This is a genomic window from Mycobacterium heidelbergense (assembly GCF_010730745.1).
In the GTDB taxonomy this organism is placed as follows: Bacteria; Actinomycetota; Actinomycetes; order Mycobacteriales; family Mycobacteriaceae; genus Mycobacterium; species Mycobacterium heidelbergense.
In genome coordinates this window covers 433,794-455,014 of the sequence record NZ_AP022615.1, presented here as the reverse complement: position 1 = coordinate 455,014, position 21,221 = coordinate 433,794, and the positions used below count along the sequence as shown (strand labels likewise).

Annotated in this window: 8 protein-coding genes; 4 read left to right on the top strand and 4 right to left on the bottom strand. The window is 70.3% G+C overall.

Features of this window, described 5'->3' with window-relative positions; translation table 11 throughout:
• Positions 1-2 precede the first annotated feature (2 nt).
• The 4 genes from G6N25_RS02200 to G6N25_RS02185 form a co-directional block, all read right to left on the bottom strand.
• On the bottom strand, positions 3-5,411 hold the full coding sequence (locus G6N25_RS02200; protein ID WP_083074598.1) for a type I polyketide synthase: 5,409 nt from the start codon (positions 5,409-5,411) through the stop codon (positions 3-5).
• Positions 5,411-11,935 carry a type I polyketide synthase gene (locus G6N25_RS02195; protein ID WP_083074599.1) on the bottom strand — a complete coding sequence of 2,175 codons (6,525 nt, stop codon included), beginning with the start codon at positions 11,933-11,935 and terminating at the stop codon, positions 5,411-5,413. The genes G6N25_RS02200 and G6N25_RS02195 overlap by 1 nt, the downstream gene beginning before the upstream one ends.
• Positions 11,935-16,695, bottom strand: coding sequence for a type I polyketide synthase (locus G6N25_RS02190; protein ID WP_083074600.1), 4,761 nt, complete (start codon positions 16,693-16,695; stop codon positions 11,935-11,937). The genes G6N25_RS02195 and G6N25_RS02190 overlap by 1 nt, the downstream gene beginning before the upstream one ends.
• A 519-nt stretch (positions 16,696-17,214) precedes the next feature.
• Entirely contained in the window at positions 17,215-17,976 is a 762-nt protein-coding gene (locus G6N25_RS02185; RefSeq protein ID WP_232065905.1) for a thioesterase II family protein, read from the bottom strand.
• A 196-nt stretch (positions 17,977-18,172) separates the two neighbouring features.
• Between G6N25_RS02185 and sepIVA the strand changes: the two genes are divergently transcribed.
• Genes sepIVA through mutM form a run of 4 tightly spaced genes read left to right on the top strand, consistent with a single transcriptional unit; the run spans position 18,173 to position 21,158 of the window.
• Positions 18,173-18,910: a cell division protein SepIVA gene (gene sepIVA, locus G6N25_RS02180; protein ID WP_083074627.1), complete on the top strand. Its 738-nt coding sequence runs from the start codon at positions 18,173-18,175 to the stop codon at positions 18,908-18,910.
• A 58-nt stretch (positions 18,911-18,968) separates the two neighbouring features.
• Positions 18,969-19,550: a YceD family protein gene (locus G6N25_RS02175; RefSeq protein WP_083074601.1), complete on the top strand. Its 582-nt coding sequence runs from the start codon at positions 18,969-18,971 to the stop codon at positions 19,548-19,550.
• The gene (rnc, locus tag G6N25_RS02170; RefSeq protein ID WP_083074602.1) at positions 19,547-20,260 is read left to right on the top strand and encodes a ribonuclease III; all 714 of its coding nucleotides are present in this window, start codon (positions 19,547-19,549) and stop codon (positions 20,258-20,260) included. The genes G6N25_RS02175 and rnc overlap by 4 nt, the downstream gene beginning before the upstream one ends.
• 55 nt (positions 20,261-20,315) lie before the next feature.
• On the top strand, positions 20,316-21,158 hold the full coding sequence (gene mutM, locus G6N25_RS02165) for a DNA-formamidopyrimidine glycosylase (RefSeq protein WP_083074603.1): 843 nt from the start codon (positions 20,316-20,318) through the stop codon (positions 21,156-21,158).
• Positions 21,159-21,221: the final 63 nt, after the last annotated feature.

Here is a 21,221-nt window from a genome sequence, read left to right as displayed (position 1 = left end):
GACTAGCGTCCTCGCTTCCGCCGCTGTGCGGCTTGTTGGCGCGCCGCCGCGCGCTGTTGTGCCCGGTCGCGAACAGCGCCTTCCTGCTGGTGCGCCTGCGCTTCCCCGGTTAGCCCGAGCTGGCGTAGCAGCTCGGCCGTGAGATCGTTGAGGGTCGCGCCTTGCAGCAGCAGCGCGACCGGCGGCTCGGCGCCGAAATCCGCCCGTGCGGAGTTGCGGATACGCACCGCCATAAGGGAATCCATGCCCAACTCGACCAGTGGCAGATCCGCGTCGACGGCCGATCGTTCCGCGTAGCCCATGACCGCCGTGATGCGCGCGTGCAGCCGGTTGGCGATCGCCGATTCCGCCTCGCCGGGATCGAGGCCGCGCAGCGCCTCGGGTCCGGCCCAGTCGCCGCCGTCACCGGCGGCGTCGAGTTCCGCGACCACGCCGGCGAAGTAGCCGAGGTTGCGGATCTCGGGGAACGCGATCAGCGCCCGGTCGGGACGCAGCCGGGCGACGCCGGTGTGGCCGCGACCGGCGGCCAGCAATGGCTCCAGCGCCGCGACACCCTCGGCCGGGGTGATGGGATCCAGCGGCCCGCCGGTCAAGGTGCGGGCCAGGCCGACCTCGGCCCACGGCCCCCAATTGATCACCGCCGCCGGCAGTCCCGAGGCCCGGCGCCAATCGATCAGGGCGTCCAGCCAGGCGCTCGCGCATGCGTAGGAGGCCTGTCCCGGACCGCCCAGCAGGGACGAGGTGGAGGAAAATCCAAGCCACCAGTCCAATTCGCATCCGATGCTGGCTTCGTGCATCCGCAGGGCGCCGATCACCTTGGGCGCCCACACGCGCTCCATGCTGTCCTTGGTCATGGAGAACACCAAGCTGTCGTCGAGTACCGCCGCCGCGTGCAGGACGCCGCGCAGGTTCGCCGGGCCGGCGGCCGCGACCAGCGAGTCCGCCACGCCCTCCGAAGCGACATCGCCGGAGACCACGACGATTTCGGTGGTGCGCTCCAGTTCGGCCAACACGGCGCGCTGCTCGGCCGAGGGTTCGCTGCGGCCGTTGAGGACGATGCGGCCCGCGCCGCTGTCCGCCAGCCAGCGCGCGACCACCAACCCGAGGCCGCCGAGGCCGCCGGTGACGATGTAGGACGCTCCAGCGCGGACGGCCTCGCGGGCCGGCTCGTCGAGGGTGGCCCGGGTCAGCCGCTCGGCGTATCGCTGCCCGCCGCGCCAGGCGACCACGTCGTCGATGACGTCCGAAACCGGCGCTCGCAGTTCGGCGTTCAGCGCGGCCACCGGCTCGGCGGCGACGTCGAGGTCGACCAGCGTGGTGCGCAGCTCGGGGTGCTCGTAGGCCAACACCCGCACCAAACCTTTCAGGGCGCCTATCCCGGGCTGGCCGGCTTCGCCGTGCAGCGCGAGCCCGCCCCTGGTGACCAGCCACAGCCGCGGTGACCGGCCGTGCCAGCCGCCGACGATCGCGCGAACGACCGTGGAGACCGCCCAGGCCGATTCCCGTGCCCGGTCGATGCCGGCGCCGGTGACGTCCGGGTTGGCCGCGGCGAAGATGACGACGCCGACCGGTGGGCGTTCCGGATCGTCCGCGGCTTCGGCGAATGCGGCGAGCACGGCGGACTCGTCGTGCAGGTCGGCGGTGACCACCCGGTTTGCCGGTGACCGCCACCCCGCGACGAACCGGTCGGCCTCTTCCAAGGGCGGGGCTGTTTGCCGGTCGGTGAGCACGAGCCAGCTGCCGGGGGCCCCGGTCTGGCCGGCGGCAACGGGCCGGGAAACCCAGTCGGTGTCGAAGATCTTCTGCGACAGGGGAAGTGGCACGCTGCGCCGTTCGACGCGCCGCACATAGATGTCGCTGATCTCCGCCGTCACGGTCCCGGCGTCATCGGTCAACACGATTCTGCCGAGCTTTCCCGCGCCGCCATCGTCGAGGCCGGACAGCTGGGCCCGGCAGCGGGCCCGCCGGCCGGGGTTGCCGTACACCCGCACCGACTCGAAGGACACCGGGAGATAGCTGGCTTCGGCGGATCCGGCGAGTTCGTCGTCGGGTATCGCGGCCGCCAGGCTCTGCAGGGCCGCGTCCAGCAGGACCGGATGGAGCCGAAAGCCGCTGTGCCACGGCGACTCGTCGGGAAGGACGATCTCGGTCTCGACGGCACCGCCGGGCAGCCGGTGGATCGCCGTCAAGGCGGCGAACGCGGGGCCGTGGAATTGACCGGCCTGCCGCAGCGCGGCGTACACCTCCGCCGGGCTGACGGCGGTCTCGCCGGCGCCGGTGGGTGCGGGCCGTTCGGCGGACGCTTCGACGGTCTCCGGCGTCCGCACCTCGGCCTTGGCTTCCACTTTGGCAGAAGCATGCCGGGTCCAGTCGTTGCCGGTTGAGCGGGAATAGATTTCGATCCGGATCTTGTCGTCGGCGCCGCGGGTCAGCTGGGTGGTCAGCTGCGTGTGGTCGTTCAGGGTGAGCATCCGCTCGACTTCGAGCTGGTTGACCGACACCGCGTGGGCCGGCACGCCCAACGCCTCGCTGGCCGCGGCCAAGGCGATTTCGGCGAAGCCGGCGCCGGGCATGGTCGCCTGGCCGAACACCTTGTGGTCGGCGAGCCAGGGGGACACCGCGGTGCCGACATCGGCCTGCCAGACGTGGTCCCGGCTGGACGGAACTTCGATGTGCACGCCGAGCAACGGGTGGGCGGCAACGGAATTCGCCACCCCCGATCGGTCGGCGATCCAGTAGTGGGTGTGCTCCCACGGGGTGACCGGGACGTCGGCCAGTCGACCTTCGGTGGTGTCCGCGTGTCCCACGGCGGCGAGCTGCGCGTGGAAGGTGACGGTGTCGTCGGTGTCGCGCTGCAGGGTGCCGAGGGTGTGTGCGCCGGCCTCGCCCAGGGTGTCGTCGATCGCATGAGTCAGCAATGGGTGCGGGCTGATCTCGATGAAGGTGTGGTGGGGCGCGTCGGCGCCGCTGCGGGCGTGGGTGATGGCCTGGTGGAAACGCACCGGGTTGCGCAGGTTGGCCGCCCAGTAGTCGGCGTCCAGGAGCGGTGCGGGGCACTCCATCGTGGTGGTGATCATCGGAATGGTCGGCGCCTTGGGCGCCAGATCGGCCAGGGCCGAACGCAGTTGCGGCAGTATCGGGTCGATGATCGGGTGATGGGAGGCCACGTCGACCTCGATGCGCCGGGCGAGCAGATTGCGGGCGGCCAGCTCGGCGATCACCGCGTCCACCTGGTCGGGTGGGCCCGCGATCACCGATTGGCTCGGTGAGGCGTGTACGGCGAGCGTGACGTCCGGGTGGTCGGTGATCAGCGCCTCGACGGCGGGGGCGTCGAGTTCGAGCAGGGCCATCGCGCCCTGGCCGGACAGCCGCGCCATCAGCTTGGAACGGGTGGCGATCACCCGCAGGCCTTCGGCGGGGGTCAGCGCGCCGGACACCACCGCCGCGGACACCTCGCCCATGGAGTGCCCGATGACCGCGTCGGGCGTCACGCCGTAGTGGCGCCACAGCGCGGTCAGCGCCAGCTGGATGGCCACCAGCAGGGGCTGGATCCTGTCGATGCCGGTGACCGGACTGCCGTCGGCCAGGGTCTGACGCAGCGAAAATCCGGTCTGCGCAACGAATTCGGGTTCCAGCTCGGCGACGGCGGCGGCGAAGGCGGGTTCGTCGGCCAACAGCCGGCGGCCCATGCCGGCCCATTGCGCGCCCTGGCCGGAGTAGACGAACACCGTGCCGGGGCCGGCCTTGATGGTTTCCGTGGGGCCCAGCACGCCGGGCGCCGGGGTGCCGGTGGCCAACGCGCGCAGGCCCGCCGCCGCGGCGGCGTGGTCGCGTGCGACGACGGTGCCCAGCCAGGTGTGGCGGGCCCGTCGGTGGTTCAGGGTGTGCACGGTGTCGGCCAGCGGCACCGCGGCCCCGGGGCCGGCGAGCCAGTCGGCCAGCGCGGCGGCCGTCGACGCCAGCCGCCGCGGCGTCTTGCCCGACACCACCAGCGTGAACACCGGTGCCGCGGCGGGCGGTGCCGCCGGCGCCGGGTCGGGCGCCTGCTCGATCACCACGTGGGCGTTGGTCCCGCTGAGGCCGAAGGACGACACGGCCGCGCGGCGGGGGCCGTCGGCGGGCCACGCGGTGCCCTCGGTCGGCACGAACAGGCGCGTCGACGACGCGTCGATGGCCGGATTCCACCGGGTGAAGTGCAGATTGGGCGGGATGTAGGACCGATTCACCGACAGGATCGCCTTGATGAATCCGGTGACGCCGGCCGAAGCCTCCAGGTGCCCGATGTTGGTCTTGACCGAGCCCAGCGCGCAGCGGCCCGCACCGCCGCCGTAGGTGGCCGCGAGCGCCTCGAACTCGATCGGGTCGCCCAGAATGGTTCCGGTGCCGTGGGTTTCGATGTAGTGCACGCTGTCCGCGGGGGCGTCGGCCATCCGCAGCGCGGCGGCGATGACGTCACGCTGCGCGGCCGCGTTCGGGGCGGTCATGCCGTTGGACCGGCCGTCCTGATTGATCGCCGAACCGCGGACCACACCCAGCACCCGATCGCCGTCGGCCAGGGCGTCGGCCAACCGCTTGAGCACCACCACCCCGCAGCCCTCGCCGCGCACGAACCCGTCGGCCAGGGCGTCGAAGGTCTTGCACCGGCCCGTCGGCGACAGGGCCGACCACTTGGACAACGCGATGCTGGTGAACGGTGACAGCGAGAGGTGCACGCCACCGGCCAGGGCCACGTCGCTTTCCCGCAGCCTCAGGTTTTGGCAGGCCAGATGGATGGCCACCAACGACGACGAACACGCGGTGTCCACGGCCACCGCCGGGCCACGAAGGCCCAACAGGTAGGAGATGCGCCCCACCGCGGCGCTGTGCGGATTTCCGGTGCTCATGTAGGCGTCGATCTCGGTGTTGCGTTCGAGGTTGAGGATCGTGTAGTCCCACGCCGACACCCCCATGATCGCGGAGGTCCGGCTGCCGCTCAGCGAATCCGGCGCGACGCCGGCGTGTTCGAGCGCCTCCCAGGCGACCTCGAGCAGGATCCGCTGCTGGGGGTCCATCGCCACCGCTTCGCGCGGGGTGATGCCGAAGAAGTCGGCATCGAACCCGGCGACGTCGTCGAGAAAACCCCCCCACTTGGTCGTCATCCGCCCCGGTGCCTGTGGATCGGGGTCGTAGAACGCGTCCCCGTCCCACCGGTCGGGTGGCACGTCGCCGACGGCGTCGCGGCCGTCGACCAGCAGCTGCCAAAAGCTTTCCGGCCCGGTCACTTTCCCGGGCAGCCGGCAGCCGATCCCGATCACCGCTATGGGTTCGGCGACCTCGGTCGGGAAAACCGTGCCCGCGCGGACGAGCTCACGCGCGAGCACCTCGCGCGCCTTGGGTGACATCTGTGCCGCGCGTTCGGCAAGACTCGTCATTACTCACTGCCCCCAGTTGCCGTCTCCAGTTCGCTCGCCGCAACGAGGTCGGACAGCAATTCCATTTCCTCGTCGGATAGCTCGGCCTCCGCGTCGGGCGCCTGCCCGGCCTCGGAAAGCGTTGCATAGCCCAGGCGTTCACACATGGCAGCGGCGAGATCGTGGATCGTCGGGTATGCCCAGACCAGCGCGGCCGGCAGCGTCGTGCCCAGGCTCGCTTCCAGCCTGTTCCGCAGTTCGAGCGCCATCAGCGAGTCCAGGCCGAGCGACTCCATGGGCCGATCGTGGTCGATCGGTTCGGTCGAGCGCAGCACCGCCCGGATTTCGTCGGCGATCGCGGCCGCCAGCCGGCCCGGGCGCTCGGCGGCGGCTTCACCTTCCAAGGCGTCCAGTTCCGCCCGGATCGCGCCGCCGCCGCGCCGCTCCAGTTTCGTCGAGTCATGCAGCTTCGCGAACAACGACGAACCCCCGGCGGCGGGGAAGGATTGGAACCACTGCCGGGCGTCGAGGTGTATCACACCGGTGCGGCCCCGGTCGGCCGAGAGCACCAGCTGCATCGCCGCCAGACCCTGCTCGACGGTGATCAGCGAGACGCCGAGGTCGGCGAAGAACTGGGCGCGGCCCACCTCCGCCCATGGGCCCCAGTTGATTCCGACGGCGGGAAGCCCACGGGAGCGTCGGTGGGCGACCAGGCCGTCGACCCACGAGTTGGCGGCGGCGTAGGTTCCCTGCCCGGGCGTACCGAGCAGCGAGGAGGCCGACGAGAAGGTGAGCCACCAGTCGACGTCCAGGTGCGCGGTGGCCTTATGCAGCCGCCAGCCGCCGGTGACTTTCGGGGCGAACACGCGCCGCGCGGCCGAATCCGAGATGTTGAGCACGGTCTCGTCGTCGAGAACCATCGCGCTGTGCAGAACCCCGGCCACCCGGAAGCCCGCGTCTTCGACCGCGTGGACGAGCCGATCGGCCGTGCCGGGCTCGGCGATGTCGCCGGTGACCACCTCGACCCGGTGGCCCGCGGCATTCAGTTCCGCCACTTCCGCGGCCACGTCAGCGCCGGGAGCCGAACGCCCGTTCAGGACAACCAATCCCGCACCCTGCCGCACGAGCCACTGCGCGACGACGAAGCCGAGGCCGCCCATGCCGCCGACGATGAGGTAGCCGCCGTCCGGGCTCACCAGTGGCTGCGGCGGCGGCGCCGCCAGCGCTTCGATGGTGCCGTGCGCCGGTATCGACACGGCGATCTTGCCGGTGTGCCGGCCGGATGCCATCAGGGCAAAGGCGTCCGCCGCGTTCTCGAGGGTGAACGTGGTGACGGGAAGCACCCGCAGGGTGCCGTCGGCGACGTGCCCGAGGATCTCGGTCAGCATCGTGCGGTACCGGGCCGGCTGCAGCTTCAGATTCAGGTCGAGGTCGACGACCGAGAAGGACGCGCTTTTGGTCAGTGCGGCCAATCCCAGGTTGGCGTTGGCGTAGACGTCCTTCTTGCCCAGCTCGATGAACCGGCCGCCGGGGGCGAGGATCTTGACTCCACGCTGAATAGCCTCGTCGGGAAGCGAATTGAGGATGACGTCCACGCCGTAACCGTCGGTGGCCTCGAGGATTTCGTCGGCGAAGTCCACGGTTCGCGAATCGCCGACGTACTCGACGCCGAGCCCGGCGAGCATCTCGCGCTTGGCGTCCGAACCGGCCGTGGTGTAGATGCGGGCGCCGATCATCGTGGCGATCGCCATCGCTGCCATGCCGACGCCGCCGGTCGCGGAATGGATGAGCACCCGTTCGCCGGGGGCCAGCCGTCCGACCTCGCACAGCGAGTGCCAGGCGGTCAGGTACGCGATGCCGAACGCGGCGGCCTCGGCGTCCGGCAGTGTGCCGGGGATCGGGGTGACCAGGTCGGCCACCGTCGTCATGTGGGTGCCGAAAGCGCCCGGGCCGATGGCGATCACGCGCTGCCCGACCTGAACGGAATCCACGTCGCTGCCGACGGCCGTGACGACGCCGGCGCATTCGCCACCGATGATGGGCGGGGCGCCGTCGAGGGTGGGGTAGATGCCCATCGCCTTGAGCACGTCGCTGAAGTTGAGGCCCGCGGCGGCGATGCGAACCTCGACCTGATCGGCCCCCGGCGGGGTCCGCTTCACCGCGTGCACGCGCAGCGCGTCCAGGCGTCCGGGCTCGTCGATCCGCAGCCGCACCGCCCCGCCGGCGTCGAGATCCACGACGGTGTGACGGGATTCCCCGGCGAGCTCACCGGCCGGCGTGGTGGGCGCCGGCAACAGCCGGCTCAGGTACCGCCGCCCGTCGCGCAACGCGATCTCGTCGGCGTCGGCGCCGGCCAGCAACTCGCTCGTCAGCGCGGCAAGCGAGCCGGCGCCGTCGGCGTCGATGTCGACGGTCGTGGCCTTCAGCTCCGGATGCTCGAATGTCAGCACCCGCGCGATGCCGCGAAGCCCGTTCTGGGCCAACGTGACTCGTTCGCCGGCCTCGACCTGCTGGGCGCCGCGGGTGACGATCCACAGCCGCGGGCTGTTGCGGGCGCCCCTGCGCGTCACCGCCTTGGCGATCTCCGCGATCAGCAGCGTGCGCGACAGCGCCAGATCGAGTTGGGCCGATTCGGGCAGCGACTCGTCGACGGCCTGCGGCGGGCAGAGCACCACGATGCTGTCCCACCCGATATCGGTCCGGGCGATCGACGCGCGCAGCCTCGCCGTGTCGGTCGGCGACACCACCTCGACCGCTGCGGCGCCGTCGCTCAGCGACGATTGCAGCGCGGGGAGCAGCGGGTCGCCCGCGTCGGGCTCGCCGATCACCAACACGCCGCCGACGCTCGCGGCCGGTGTGTCTAGCGGTGCGGGCTCCCACGCGAGGGCGAACAGCCGGCCGTCGAGTTCGGATGCGCCGCGTGCCGCCCCGAGTACCGCCATCTCGACCTCATCGATGACGAGCAGCGGCTGGCCCTGCGCATCGGTCAGCACGACGTGGCCCAGCATCCGGTCCGGGCTGTCGGTCGCGGTCAGCGTGCCGATCGAACAAACGCCCTCGGCCGCGTCGCCGTACACGTGGACGCCCGCGAAACGTATTGGCAGCACCAGAGTCTGGCGGGCGCTCTGGCCGCCGGCCAGGTCGGTCGCGGCCCGGGTGGCGCCGAGTGCCTGCACCGCGATGTCCATCATCACCGGATGCAGCGCGAAGTTGCGGGAACCCGCCTTGGCCGACGAGGGGAGGCACACCTCCGCGCGGGCGGCACCGGACTGCGTGACGCGCAGGCCGGTGATCCCGCGGAACGCCGGTCCGTGCTGTTGTCCGGCGTCGCGCAGCCGCTGATACAGATCGTCCGGGTTGAGCTCGGCCCCAACACCATTGGTGTCCTCGGCCGCCTGAGCGCCCGGTGACGTCTCGCGCGCCACCGTGGCGGTGGCATGCTTGACCCATCCGGAAGCAGCGCTGTGCGTGCGCATTTCGATCTGACAGGTCCGCTCGTTGCCGCTGAGCGTCGTGACCAGAACCGTGCCCTCGGCCACCTGCAGCATCTGATGCAGGCTCAGCTCGCGGATCATCCACCGCTGGTCTTCGGAGCCTTCTGCTCCGCCGAACGCGTCCGCCGCCGCGGCCAGCGCGACCTCGGCGTAGGCCGCACCGGGCAGCACGCACAGATCGTCGATCACGTGATCGCCCAGCCACAGCAGCCCGGGGCTGAGCTCGGCTTCCCAGATCCGGGTGCCGCTGGTCGGGTCGGTGACCCCGGAGCCCAACAGCGGGTGGGTGTTTGGCGCGTGGTGAGCGGAGGTGCTGGGGGAGAACCAGTGCGGCGCGTGCTGCCAGGGGGTGGTCGGCAGCACCGGGTGTGGGCCGCAGGCGTGCGGGGTTTCGGGTGGCCGGATGGTGTGCGCGGCGTTGAGGTTGGTGCGGAAGGTCAGGGTGTCGTGCCCATCGCGTTGCAGCGTGCCGATGCTGAGGTGGCCGGAACCGTCAGTGGCGGCCAGCGTTTCGCCGATGGCGTGGGTCAGCAGCGGGTGCGGGCTGATTTCGATGAAGGTGTGGCAGGGCCCACCGGCTTGGCTGAAGGCATGGGCGATGGCCTGCTGGAAGCGGACCGGGTTGCGCATGTTGGTGGCCCAGTGTTCGGCGTCGAAGACCGGGCGAGCGTCGAGATCCGCGTAGGTGGTGGAGATGATCGGGATGGTCGGCGGCCGCGGGGTGAGATCGGCCAGTTCCGAGCGCATCAGGGGCTGCAGCGGGTCCATGGCCGGGTTATGCGGGGCCACTTCGATGTTGACCCGGCCGGCGAGGCGGTCCTGCGCGCGCACCTTGGTGATGATGGTGTCGATCTGCTCGGTGGGTCCCGAGATGACCGTCTGGCGTGGTGAGGCATAGATCCCCAGGGTGACCTGTGGGTAGTCGGCGATCAGCTCCTCGGTGGCGGCGGCGTCGAGTTCGAGCATGGCCATGGTGCCCTGCCCCGACAACGGGGCCATCAGCCGCGACCGGATCGCGGTGATCCGCAGCCCCTCGGCGGGCGTCAGCGCGCCGGCCACCACCGCGGCCGCCACCTCGCCCATGGAATGGCCGATGACCAGATCGGGGGTGATCCCGTGGGAGCGCCACAGCGCGGTGAGCGCCAGCTGCATGCCGATCACACCCAGCTGGATCTGCTCGATGCCGACCAGTTCCTTGCCGCCGGCGATCACGTCGTGCAGCGAAAACCCGGCCTCGGCAACGAATGTCGGCTCGAGTTCGGTGACCGCGGCGGCGAAGGCGGGCTCGTCGGCCAGCAGCCGGCGCCCCATGCCGGCCCACTGCGATCCGCGGCCCGAGTAGACGAAGACCGTGCCGGGTCCGACGGGAGCCTCGGGGCAGCCCACCACGCCCGGGGCGGGCTCGCCGGCGGCCAGCGCGCGCAGGCCCGCCACGGCCTGGTCGCGGTCGACGGCGGCCACGGTGGCGAATTTGGGCTGCCGGGCCCGGTGGTGGTTGAGCGTGTGCGCCACATCGGCCAGCGGCACGCCGGCGCCGGGGCCGTCCATCCAGTCGGCCAGTGCCGACGCCGTCGCGGCCACCCGCCGCGCCGACTTGCCCGACACCACCAGGGTCGACACCGCGGGATCGGGTTCCCGCCGCGGCGCGGGCTCCGGTTGCGGCGCCTGCTCGATCACCACATGCGCGTTCGTCCCGCTCACACCGAACGACGACACCCCGGCGCGGCGCGGCTGCCCGGTCGCCGGCCATTCCATGTCCTCGGCGGCGATCCTCAGGCGCGAAACGCCTTCACCGGCACGGGGAGTGAGCTCGTTGAAGTTCAGGTTCTTCGGGATGCGGCCGCGCCCGACGGCCAGCACGGTCTTCATGAATCCGGCGATCCCGGCGGCCGCCTCCAGGTGGCCGAGGTTGGTCTTCACCGCGCCGAGCACCAGCGGCGCCCGGCCCTCCCGGTCGCCGAAAACCTTGCTCAGTGAGTCGAGTTCGATCGGGTCACCCAGCGGGGTGCCCGTTCCGTGCGCCTCGATGTAGTCGATGTCGGCCGGCGTCAGCTTCGCCGTCGACAGCGCCTGGCGAAGCAGCGCCTGCTGCGCCGGGCCGTTGGGCACCGTCACACCGCTGCTGGCGCCGTCCTGGTTGACCGCCGAACCGCGCACCACGGCCAGGATGCGGTTGCCGTCTTTCTGCGCGTCGGACAGCCGCTTGAGCACCACGACACCCGCGCCCTCGCTGCGCACGTAGCCGTCGGCGTCGGCGTCGAAGGTTTTGCACTGGCCGTCCGGCGACAGCATTCCCCACCGCGAGCACGCGATGGACGTCCCGGGGGACAGCAGCAGGTTGGTCCCACCGACCAGCGCCGTGTCGCTTTCGCGCCAGCGCAGGCTCTGGCAGGCCAGGTGGATCGCCACCAGCGACGAGGAGCACGCCGTGTCCAGCACCACCGCCGGACCGCGGGCGCCGAGCAGGTACGCCGTGCGGCCGGCGGCGAAGTTCGCCGAGTTTCCGGTCAGCACATAGGCGTCCAGCTCGTCGGGCCGCACCGCGCCGGACAGGTTCAGCATGTAGTCGTAGGCGGTGACCCCGACGAAGACGGAGGTCTGGGTGCCGCCGAGGGTGTGCGGCGGGATTCCCGCGTCCTCCAACGCCTCCCAGGCCACCTCGAGGAACAGCCGCTGTTGCGGGTCCATCGCCGCCGCCTCGCGCGGCGGTATCGCGAAGAACTCCGCGTCGAACTCCTGCGGCTCCCAGCCCGAGAGGAAGCCGCCCTCGCGGTTGCAGATCGTTCCCGGAACGGTGTGGTCCTCGGTGTAGAGGGCATCGGCGTCCCACCGCTCGGCGGGGACCGGCACGATGCCACTTCGCCCGTCGCTCAACAACTCCCAGAACTTCTCGGGGCTGTCCACCCCGCCGGGCAGCCGGCAGCCCATGCCGACCACCGCGATCGGCTCGGTGCCGGCCTTCTCGGCGATTTCCAGCCGCGCGGTGAGATCATCGATTTTGTGCAGCGCCTCGGTGATGATCGCCCGGCGGTCCGGTGTGGGGGCAGTCATCAAGAGCCTCGTAGTCTTTCCGAAAGTTCTTCTAGCAACGCATCCTCGTCGAGGTCGTCGTAGGCGTCGGCGACGGCTTCGGTATCGGTGCTGCCCGCCTCGACGAGCTCGGGCAGCACGGTGGCCAGATAGTCGGTGAGGCCGTAGACGGTCGGGTAATCGAACACCACGGATACCGGCAGCGCCTCACCGAGGTCGTCCGACAACGCCCGCCGCAGCATCGCGCTCATCAGCGAGTCCATGCCGAGCTGGAAGAAGCCGGTCGAGGGATCCAGCGACTCGCCCGCGGGTAGCCCCATGGCCTTGACGGCCAGCCTGGCGACCTGGTCGAACAGCATGGCGTGCCTGCGCTCCGGCTGGCACGCGCGCAACGCGATGCGGAATTCGCTTTCCGGCAGCGTCGTCTCGCCGGGCACCGGCAGCAGGTCGTCGACGATGTGCAGCGATCCGCGGGCCCGGTAGGCATCCGCCAGCAGCGGCCAATCCGCTTGCACCACAACGGAATGCACTCCGGCCGCCGGGCTCATCACGTACGGCAGCGCGCCGATGGCGACCTCGTCGTCCATGGGCAGCAACCCGGATCCCACGCTGACGTGACTGGCCTCGTCGGCGTCGGCCAGCGATTTCCACAATCCCCAGTTGACCGTGGTGGCCGGCAATCCCATGACGCGCCGGGCATACGCCAGCGCGTCCAGGTACCCACTGGTGGCGGCGTAGTGGCCGAGCCAGCGTGAACCGGTCAGCCCGGAGATGGAGGAGAACAAGACGAAGTGGCGCAGCGAGGTTGCCGCCGTGGTCAACGACAGCCGGTGCAGCAGCGCGGCGGCGTCGACTTTGGGTGCGAACATCGCGCGCACGTCGTCGTCGGTCATCTCGCTGAGCAGGACCGGCTGGCCGGCAAAGGCCGCCAGGTAGATTCCCTGCAGCGGCGGCAGGTCGCGACCGAACCGGTCGAGCAGCGCGCCCATCGCGGCTTCGTCGGTGGCATCGGCGGCCGCCGTGACGAGGTTTGTGCCCGCCGCGGCAAGGCTTTGCGTCAGTTCGTGCAGGCGCGAGCCCGGGTTGCGGGACACCGCGACGATGGTCTTGGCGCCCATGCGTGCGAGCTGACGGATCAGGTGCGGTCCGATGTTTCCGGTCGCTCCGATGACAAGCTGGCTGGTGTCGGCGTCCAGCGTGACCGGCGACGCGGCCGGCAGCGGACGCCGGTGCAGCCGGGCCACCCGGCGCGTGCCGCGCCGATAGACGACCTGGTCCTCGCCGTCGGTGTTGTTGGCTTCCTCGAGCAGCTGGCCGGCCACCAGCCGAGCCGGCACCGAGGCGTCGAAATCGACGATGCCGCCCCAGATTTCGGGATGTTCGAGGGCCAGGGTGCGGCCCAGGCCCCACAGCAGGCCGTGGGTGGGGTGGGCGCGATCGCCGTCGAAGACGGGTTGGGCGTTGCGGGTCACCACGATCAGCTTGGCCGGCGAGTCGCCGGTGACCATGGTCGCGGCGAGGCGGCGCAGCTGGTGGAACAGCCGATAGCCCGACTCGGCATCGAAGCAATCGCCGGCCACCGTCGGCGCGAACACCACCTGGTCGACGCCGCCGAGCGCCTCGGCCAGTTCCGCCGGGGCGGCATCCGTGGCCAACGCGTCCGCGCCCAGTTGGGTCGCGAGGTCGGAATCGCCGAGCACCAACCAGCGGCCCGGGGCCGCGGCGTCCGGCGTGGCGTCCGGGAAAGGCATCGCCGGCCAGGACAGCTGGTATGACCAGTCATCGAGCGGGCCCGGCGCGGAACCGTTGTGGTGTGGGGACTTTGGCGCTTGCCAGGAGATCGCCGCGGTGTCGATCCAGTGGCGGGTGTGATGCCACGGGGTGGTGGGGATCTGGATGTGCGGCTCCGGCGGATGCGGCGTCTGCGGCGGCCGGGTGGTCCGCACCGTGTTGAGGCTGGTGCGGAACGCGATGGTGTCGTCGGCGTTGCGCTGCAACGTGCCGACGCTCGTGTACTTGCTTCCGTGCTGGGCGATCTGCATGGTCTCGCTGATGGCCTGGGTCAGCAGGGGATGCGCACTGATTTCGATGAAGGTGTGATAGGGCCCACCGGCTGGGCTTCCGGCATGAGCGATGGCCTGCTGGAAGCGAACCGGGTTGCGCATGTTGGTGGCCCAGTGCTCGGCGTCGAACACCGCGCGGGTGTCGAGGTCTTCGTAGGTGGTGGAGATGATCGGGATGGTCGGTGGCTGCGGAACCAGGTCGGCCAGCTCCGCGCGCATCGCCGGCTGCAGCGCGTCCATCGCCGGATTATGCGGTGCCACTTCGATATTGACCCGGCTGGCGAACCGGTTCTGGCCACGCACCCGGGCGATCAACTCGTCGATCTGCCCGGTGGGTCCGGAGATCACGGTCTGGCGCGGCGAGTTGTAGATGCCCAACGTCACTTGCGGGTATTCGGCGATCAACGCCTCGGTCGCGGCCACGTCCAATCCGAGCAGGGCCATTCCGCCCTGCCCGGACAGCGGCGCCATCAGCCGCGAGCGGGTTGCGGTCACCCGCAGTCCCTCGGCGGGCGTCAGTGCCCCGGCCACCACCGCGGCGGCCACCTCGCCCATCGAGTGCCCGATCACCACGTCGGGCTGCACGCCGTAGGAGCGCCACAACGCGGTCAGCGTCAGCTGCATGCCGATCAGGCCGAGCTGGATCTGCTCGATCCCGACCAGTTCCTTGCCGGTGGCCAGCACGTCGTGCAGCGAGAACCCGGCCTGCTCGACGAAGACCGGCTCCAACTCGGCGACGGCCGCGGCGAAAGCGGGCTCGTCGGCCAGCAATTGGCGACCCATGCCGGCCCACTGCGAGCCGCGGCCCGAGTAGACGAACACCGTTCCCGGTCCCGCTTCCTCGCTTTCCTGCGGGCCGACCACCCCGGGGGAGTGCTGGCCGGCCGCCAAGGCACGCAACCCGGCGACCGCCTGCGCGCGATCGCGGGCGACCACCGTGCCGAACTTGGACTGCCGCGCCCGGTGATGGTTGAGCGTGTGCGCCACCTCGGCCAGGGCCACCTCGGCCCCGGCGCCTTCCATCCACTCGGCCAGCGCCGTCGCCGTCGCGGCCACCCGTTGCGGGGTCTTGCCCGCCACGATCAACGTCGAGATGCCCGGATCGGGCGTCGGCCGCGGCGCCGGTGCGACCTCCTGGCCCTGCTCGAGCACCACATGCGCATTGGTTCCGCCGAATCCGAATGAGGACACCCCGGCCCGGCGTGGGTGCCGCGTCTGCGGCCAGTCAGCTTGGTTGTCAACAACTTTCATCCGCAAGTCGGCGAACGGAATGTGCGGGTTCGGGCTTTCGAAGCGCTGATTCGGCGGAATCTGGCCGCGCTGCAACGCCAGCACCGTCTTGATGAAGCCCGCGATCCCGGCCGCCGCCTCGGTGTGGCCGATGTTCGTCTTGACCGCGCCGAGAAGCAGGGGAGAGTCCGCGGGGCGGCCGCGGCCCAGCACCGTGCCCAGCGCGCGCGCTTCGATCGGATCGCCCAACAGCGTTCCGGTGCCGTGGGTTTCGACGTAGTCGACCTCGTTCGGCTGCATCCCCGCGTTGGTGTAGGCGGCGCGCAGCACCGCCATTTGCGCCGCCGGGTTGGGGGCCATCAGTCCGTTGGACCGGCCATCCTGATTGACGGCTGAGCCGCAGATCACCGCGAGGACGGGGTCGCCGTCGCGTTGGGCGTCGGTCAACCGCTTGAGCACCACCACGCCGGCGCCCTCGCCGCGGACGAACCCGTCGGCGGCGGCGTCGAACGCCCGGCACTTGCCGGTCGGCGACAACGCGCCGGCGTGATCGAACCCGTGAAATACCGCCGGGGTCAACAACACGTTCACCCCGGCGGCGATGGCCAGATGCGAATCCTGGGTGCGCAGGCTTTGGCAGGCCAGATGGATGGCCACCAGCGACGACGAACAGGCGGTGTCCACCGCCACCGACGGGCCCCGCAGGTCGAGGAAGTAGGAGAGGCGGTTGGCGATGATGCTCATCGCGCCGCCGGTGTTGTTCCAGGCGTCGAACTGGCACAGATCGCCGGAGGCGATGGCGCCGTATTCGCTCGAGCACGCCCCCGCGAACACCCCGGTCTGCGACCGGCGCAGCGAGCTCGGCGGAATGCCGGCGTGCTCCAAGGCTTCCCAGGCCACTTCCAGCAGCAGACGCTGCTGGGGGTCCATCTTGTTCGCTTCACTGGGAGAGATCTCGAAGAATTCCGCGTCGAAGGCGTCGACGTCGGGCAGGAACGAGCCCCACCGCGTGGTGCGGGCCAAGGCCGCCGCCACCTCGGGCGAGCCGTTTTCGAACGGCCGCCACCTTTCGTCCGGCACCTCCGAGATCGAGCATCCGCGGCCGACCAGGAACCGCCAGAACGCTTCCGGTCCCGAGATGCCCCCGGGGAAGCGGCATCCCATCCCGATGACGGCGATCGGTTCGTCGAGCGAGTTCTGCGCCGGGCGCTTGCCGTCGGCGTCGGCCTCGGGGTCGGGCGTGGGCGCGGTGAGGTAGGCGGCCAGCGCGTTGATCGTCGGGTGCTCCCAGAATTCGACCGGAGACACCTTCCTCCCCAGCAACTCCGACAATTCACCGGACAACACGACCGACTCGCGAGAGCTCACGCCAAGGTCGGACAGCGACAGTTCGGGGTCGACCTCGTCCGGCGTGCGGCCGATATTCGTCACCAGATAGTCGACCAGCCAGTGACGAAGGTCGGCTTCGCTCCGGATGCTGGACGTCATGCCACCACACCCCGCCGGTGGACCCGCGCAGCAAACCTCGCCGGGCACCGCTCGGGGCCGACGTACGTGGACGCCGCCGCATCGGGTCGCCGGTCGGCCAGCTTCTGCAGCAAACCCGGCATCGATGAGGGGCTCACCCGCATTGCGCTACCTTCCCGTTTCGCCGTCGGCGCTATCCGCGCGCGCTTGGCCGCCGCCCCGTGGAGCGGCTTTCGCGGGCCTTTATCGGAGCCCCCCCGGGCACACGGGCAGCTGCTGGTTGGAAACGTCGGCGCACAGGAGCCGGATGGCCACAAACTGCGACGATTGTTACCCCCGGACCACCCGTCTCTCGAAGCAACGTATGCAATTTTGGGTGGTCCCGTGGTGGTATTTGAAAAATCCACAGGTTTCGCGCGGCCGTTCGGCCCCCGGATGGCGGCGGATGCGGACGGCTGTGACCGGTGTCACGCGTTCCCGCAGGTCACGGGCGTCAGTACCCCGGGCGGACCGCAGGATCCCGGGGCGCGTCCGGTTCAGCTAACTATCTCCGCGTCGATCGAGGATTATCTCCTCGATCTCCTTCACCAGCTCTGGCAAATTGCTGTTGAGGTAGAAGTGGTCCCCGGGGAACACCCGGATGGAGAACTCCTTGGTGGTGCGCTCCGCCCAGGCCGCCATGTTCTCCTCGGCGACGATGATGTCGTTGTCCCCGACGAACGAGTGGATCGGGCACGAGACCGTCACCTCCGGCGGGCGGGTGTAGTTCGCGATGGCCCGGACGCTCTGCAGGGTGGGCAGGATGTTCGAGGCGAATGCATCATTTGCCAGGCGCTCGGGATTCGTCTCGGTCACCCGGGCGACCAGATTCAATATCTCGTGGTCGGATCCCCGCAATTCCTTGTATCGGATGTGGCCCGGCGCCGCGCACGACGAGATGAAGAGCGCGTCGACCGGGTATCCGGCCGATTGGAATTTCAGCGCCACTTCGAAGGCCACCAGCCCGCCCATGCTGTGACCGAAAAAGGCCACCCGACCTGTGGTTTTGACCGCCGGCGCCATCATGTCGAAGATTTCTTCGGCAAGTTCGGGAATGCTGTTGAGCTGCGTCAAGCCGCGATCGCTCTTGCCGGGATATTGGACGGCAATTCGCTTCATGTCCGGGGAAAGCGCCTTGGCAAAGGGGACGTAAAAACTCGCCGAGCCACCGGCGTGGGGAAAGATATATAGCGTCGGTGGAGTCACGTTGTCGTTGCCTCGGTCCGTGGGCCCGTTCACCGACCCAGGGTATCGCGGCGTTATCGACCGCCCGGCCGGCCTGCGCGGGCGCGGCGGTGGAAGTCCTGGAAGAATGCGTATTTGTGGTGCGGTTTGGGTGCGGTTTGCCACGATGCGTGGCCCAATGCCCGACACACCGGCCGTACCACCGCCGTCACAAAGGTAACACCAGGCACACTGGTAACAACAGGATTTTTGCAGACGCCAGGAGGGTATGGCCGTGTACCGAGTGTTTGAAGCGCTGGACGAATTGGGCGCCATCGTCGAAGAGGCCCGCGGCGTGCCGATGACGGCCGGCTGCGTCGTGCCCCGCGGCGACGTGCTGGAGCTGATCGACGACATCAAAGATGCCATCCCCGGCGAGCTGGACGACGCCCAGGACGTGCTCGACGCGCGCGATTCGATGCTGCAGGACGCCAAGACCCACGCCGAATCCATGGTCTCCTCGGCGACCACCGAGTCGGAGTCGATGCTCAACCACGCCCGCGCGGAGGCCGACAGGCTCCTCTCGGACGCGAAAGCGCAGGCGGACCGGATGGTGGCCGAGGCGCGCCAGCACAGCGAGCGGATGGTCGGCGAGGCCCGGGAGGAGTCGGTCCGGATCGCCACCGCCGCAAAGCGCGAGTATGAGGCCAGCGTCGGCCGCGCCCAGGCCGAGGCCGACCGGCTGATCGAAAACGGCAACATCTCCTACGAGAAGGCCGTCCAGGAGGGCATCAAGGAGCAGCAGCGCCTGGTGTCGCAGAACAGCGTGGTGGAGGCGGCCAACGCGGAATCCACGCGGCTCATCGACACCGCGCACGCCGAGGCCGACCGGCTGCGGGGCGAGTGCGACATCTACGTCGACAACAAGCTCGCCGAGTTCGAGGAGTTCCTCAACGGCACGCTGCGGTCCGTCGGGCGCGGTCGCCACCAGCTCCGGACGGCGGCCGGGACGCACGACTACGCGACGCGGTAGCTTCGAGCGGCCGGTCAACGCCCTGGCATTACGCGGCGTGCGCCGTAGGATTCCTTCTATGACGCGGCAGCACAGCAACACGGCGCAGCGCCGTTCCACCGCGCCGACGACGGTCGACCTCACCCGACTCGGGCGGCGCCCGGGCGCCATGGTCACCCTGCGGAACACCGTGCCCAGCCCCACGCGCATCGGCTTGGACATGATCGCGGTCGACCGGGGCGCCCCCCTGGAACTAGACTTGCGGGTCGAGTCCGTCTCCGAGGGCGTGTTGGTGACCGGGACGGTCGCCGCGCCCACCGTCGGCGAATGCGCCCGCTGCCTGACCGAGGTCAACGGGCGCGTCCACGTCGGGCTGACCGAACTCTTCGCCTATCCGGACAGCGCGACCGAGGCGACCACCGAGGACGACGAGGTGGGCCACATCGTCGACGACACGATCGACCTGGAGCAGTCCATCATCGACGCCGTCGGGCTGGACCTGCCGTTCTCGCCCGTGTGCAGGCCCGATTGCCCCGGATTGTGCCCCGAATGCGGCGTTTCGCTCGCGGCCGAGCCCGGGCATCACCACGACCGCGTCGACCCGCGGTGGGCCAAGTTGGCGGACATGCTGGCGCCGGACACCCCGCGGGACGAGCGGTGACCGCGCGACAGGCCCTGCTCGACGCGCTCGGGGTCGACCTGCCCGACGAGTTGCTGTCGCTGGCGTTGACGCACCGCAGCTACGCCTACGAGCACGGCGGGCTGCCGACCAACGAGCGGCTGGAATTCCTCGGCGACGCCGTCCTGGGCCTGACCATCACCGACGAGCTCTACCATCGCCACCCCGACCGGTCGGAGGGCGACCTGGCCAAGCTGCGGGCCAGCGTGGTCAACACCCAGGCGCTGGCCGACGTCGCCCGCAACCTGTCCGACCAGGGCCTCGGCGCCCACCTGTACCTGGGCCGTGGCGAGGCCAACACCGGCGGGGCCGACAAGTCGAGCATCCTGGCCGACGGCATGGAGTCGCTGCTCGGCGCCATCTATCTGCAGCACGGCATCGAGACGGCGCGTGCGGTGATCCTGCGGCTGTTCGGCCCGCTGCTGGACGCCGCGCCCACGCTCGGCGCCGGGCTGGACTGGAAGACCAGCCTGCAGGAGCTGACCGCCGCCCGTGGCCTGGGCGCGCCGTCCTACGTGGTGACCTCCACGGGCCCGGACCACGACAAGGAGTTCACCGCGATCGTCGTCGTCATGGACACCGAATACGGGTCGGGCGTGGGCCGCTCCAAGAAGGAGGCCGAGCAAAAGGCCGCGGCGGCGACCTGGAAGGCGCTCGACGTGCTCGACACCGCGGGGAAAACCCCCGTCTAAGTTGATGGTGATGACCCGCTTCGCCCGGCTTCGCCGCGCTTGCGATCATCACTAGATGCCCGAGCTGCCCGAAGTCGAGGTGGTGCGCCGCGGCTTGCAGGCCCACATCGTGGGCAAGACGATCGCCGCGGTGCGCGTGCATCATCCCCGCGCGGTGCGCCGCCATGAGGCCGGGCCCGCCGACCTCACCGCCCGGCTGCTCGACGCGCGGATTACCGGAACCGATCGGCGCGGCAAGTACCTGTGGCTGCTGCTCGACGGCGACACCGCGCTCGTCGTGCACCTCGGCATGAGCGGCCAGATGCTGCTGGGGGCGGTGCCGCGCGCCGACCACGTCCGCATCTCCGCGCTGCTCGACGACGGCACCGTGCTGAGCTTCGCCGACCAGCGCACCTTCGGCGGGTGGATGCTCGCCGACCTGGTGACCGTGGACGGCAGCGTGGTGCCTCTGCCCGTCGCCCACTTGGCGCGCGACCCGCTGGACCCCAGGTTCGACGCCGACGCGGTGGTAAAGGTGTTGCGGCGCAAGCATTCCGAGCTCAAGCGCCAGCTGCTGGACCAGACCGTCGTCTCCGGCATCGGCAACATCTACGCCGACGAGGCGCTGTGGCGGGCCAAGGTGCACGGCGCGCGGATCGCCGCCACGCTCAGCCGCGGTCGGCTGACCGCCGTCCTCGACGCCGCCGCCGACGTGATGCGCGACGCCCTGGCCAAGGGCGGCACCTCGTTCGACTCGCTGTACGTCAACGTCAACGGCGAGTCGGGCTACTTCGACCGCTCGCTGGACGCCTACGGCCGCGACGGCGAGGGCTGTCGGCGCTGCGGCGCGGTGATGCGCCGGGAGAAGTTCATGAACCGCTCGTCGTTCTACTGCCCGCGCTGCCAGCGGCGGCCCTAACTTTTTTGCGCCGAGCGTGCGTGTTTGCACACGACACGCCGGCGCAGCGTGACATTCTGCGCA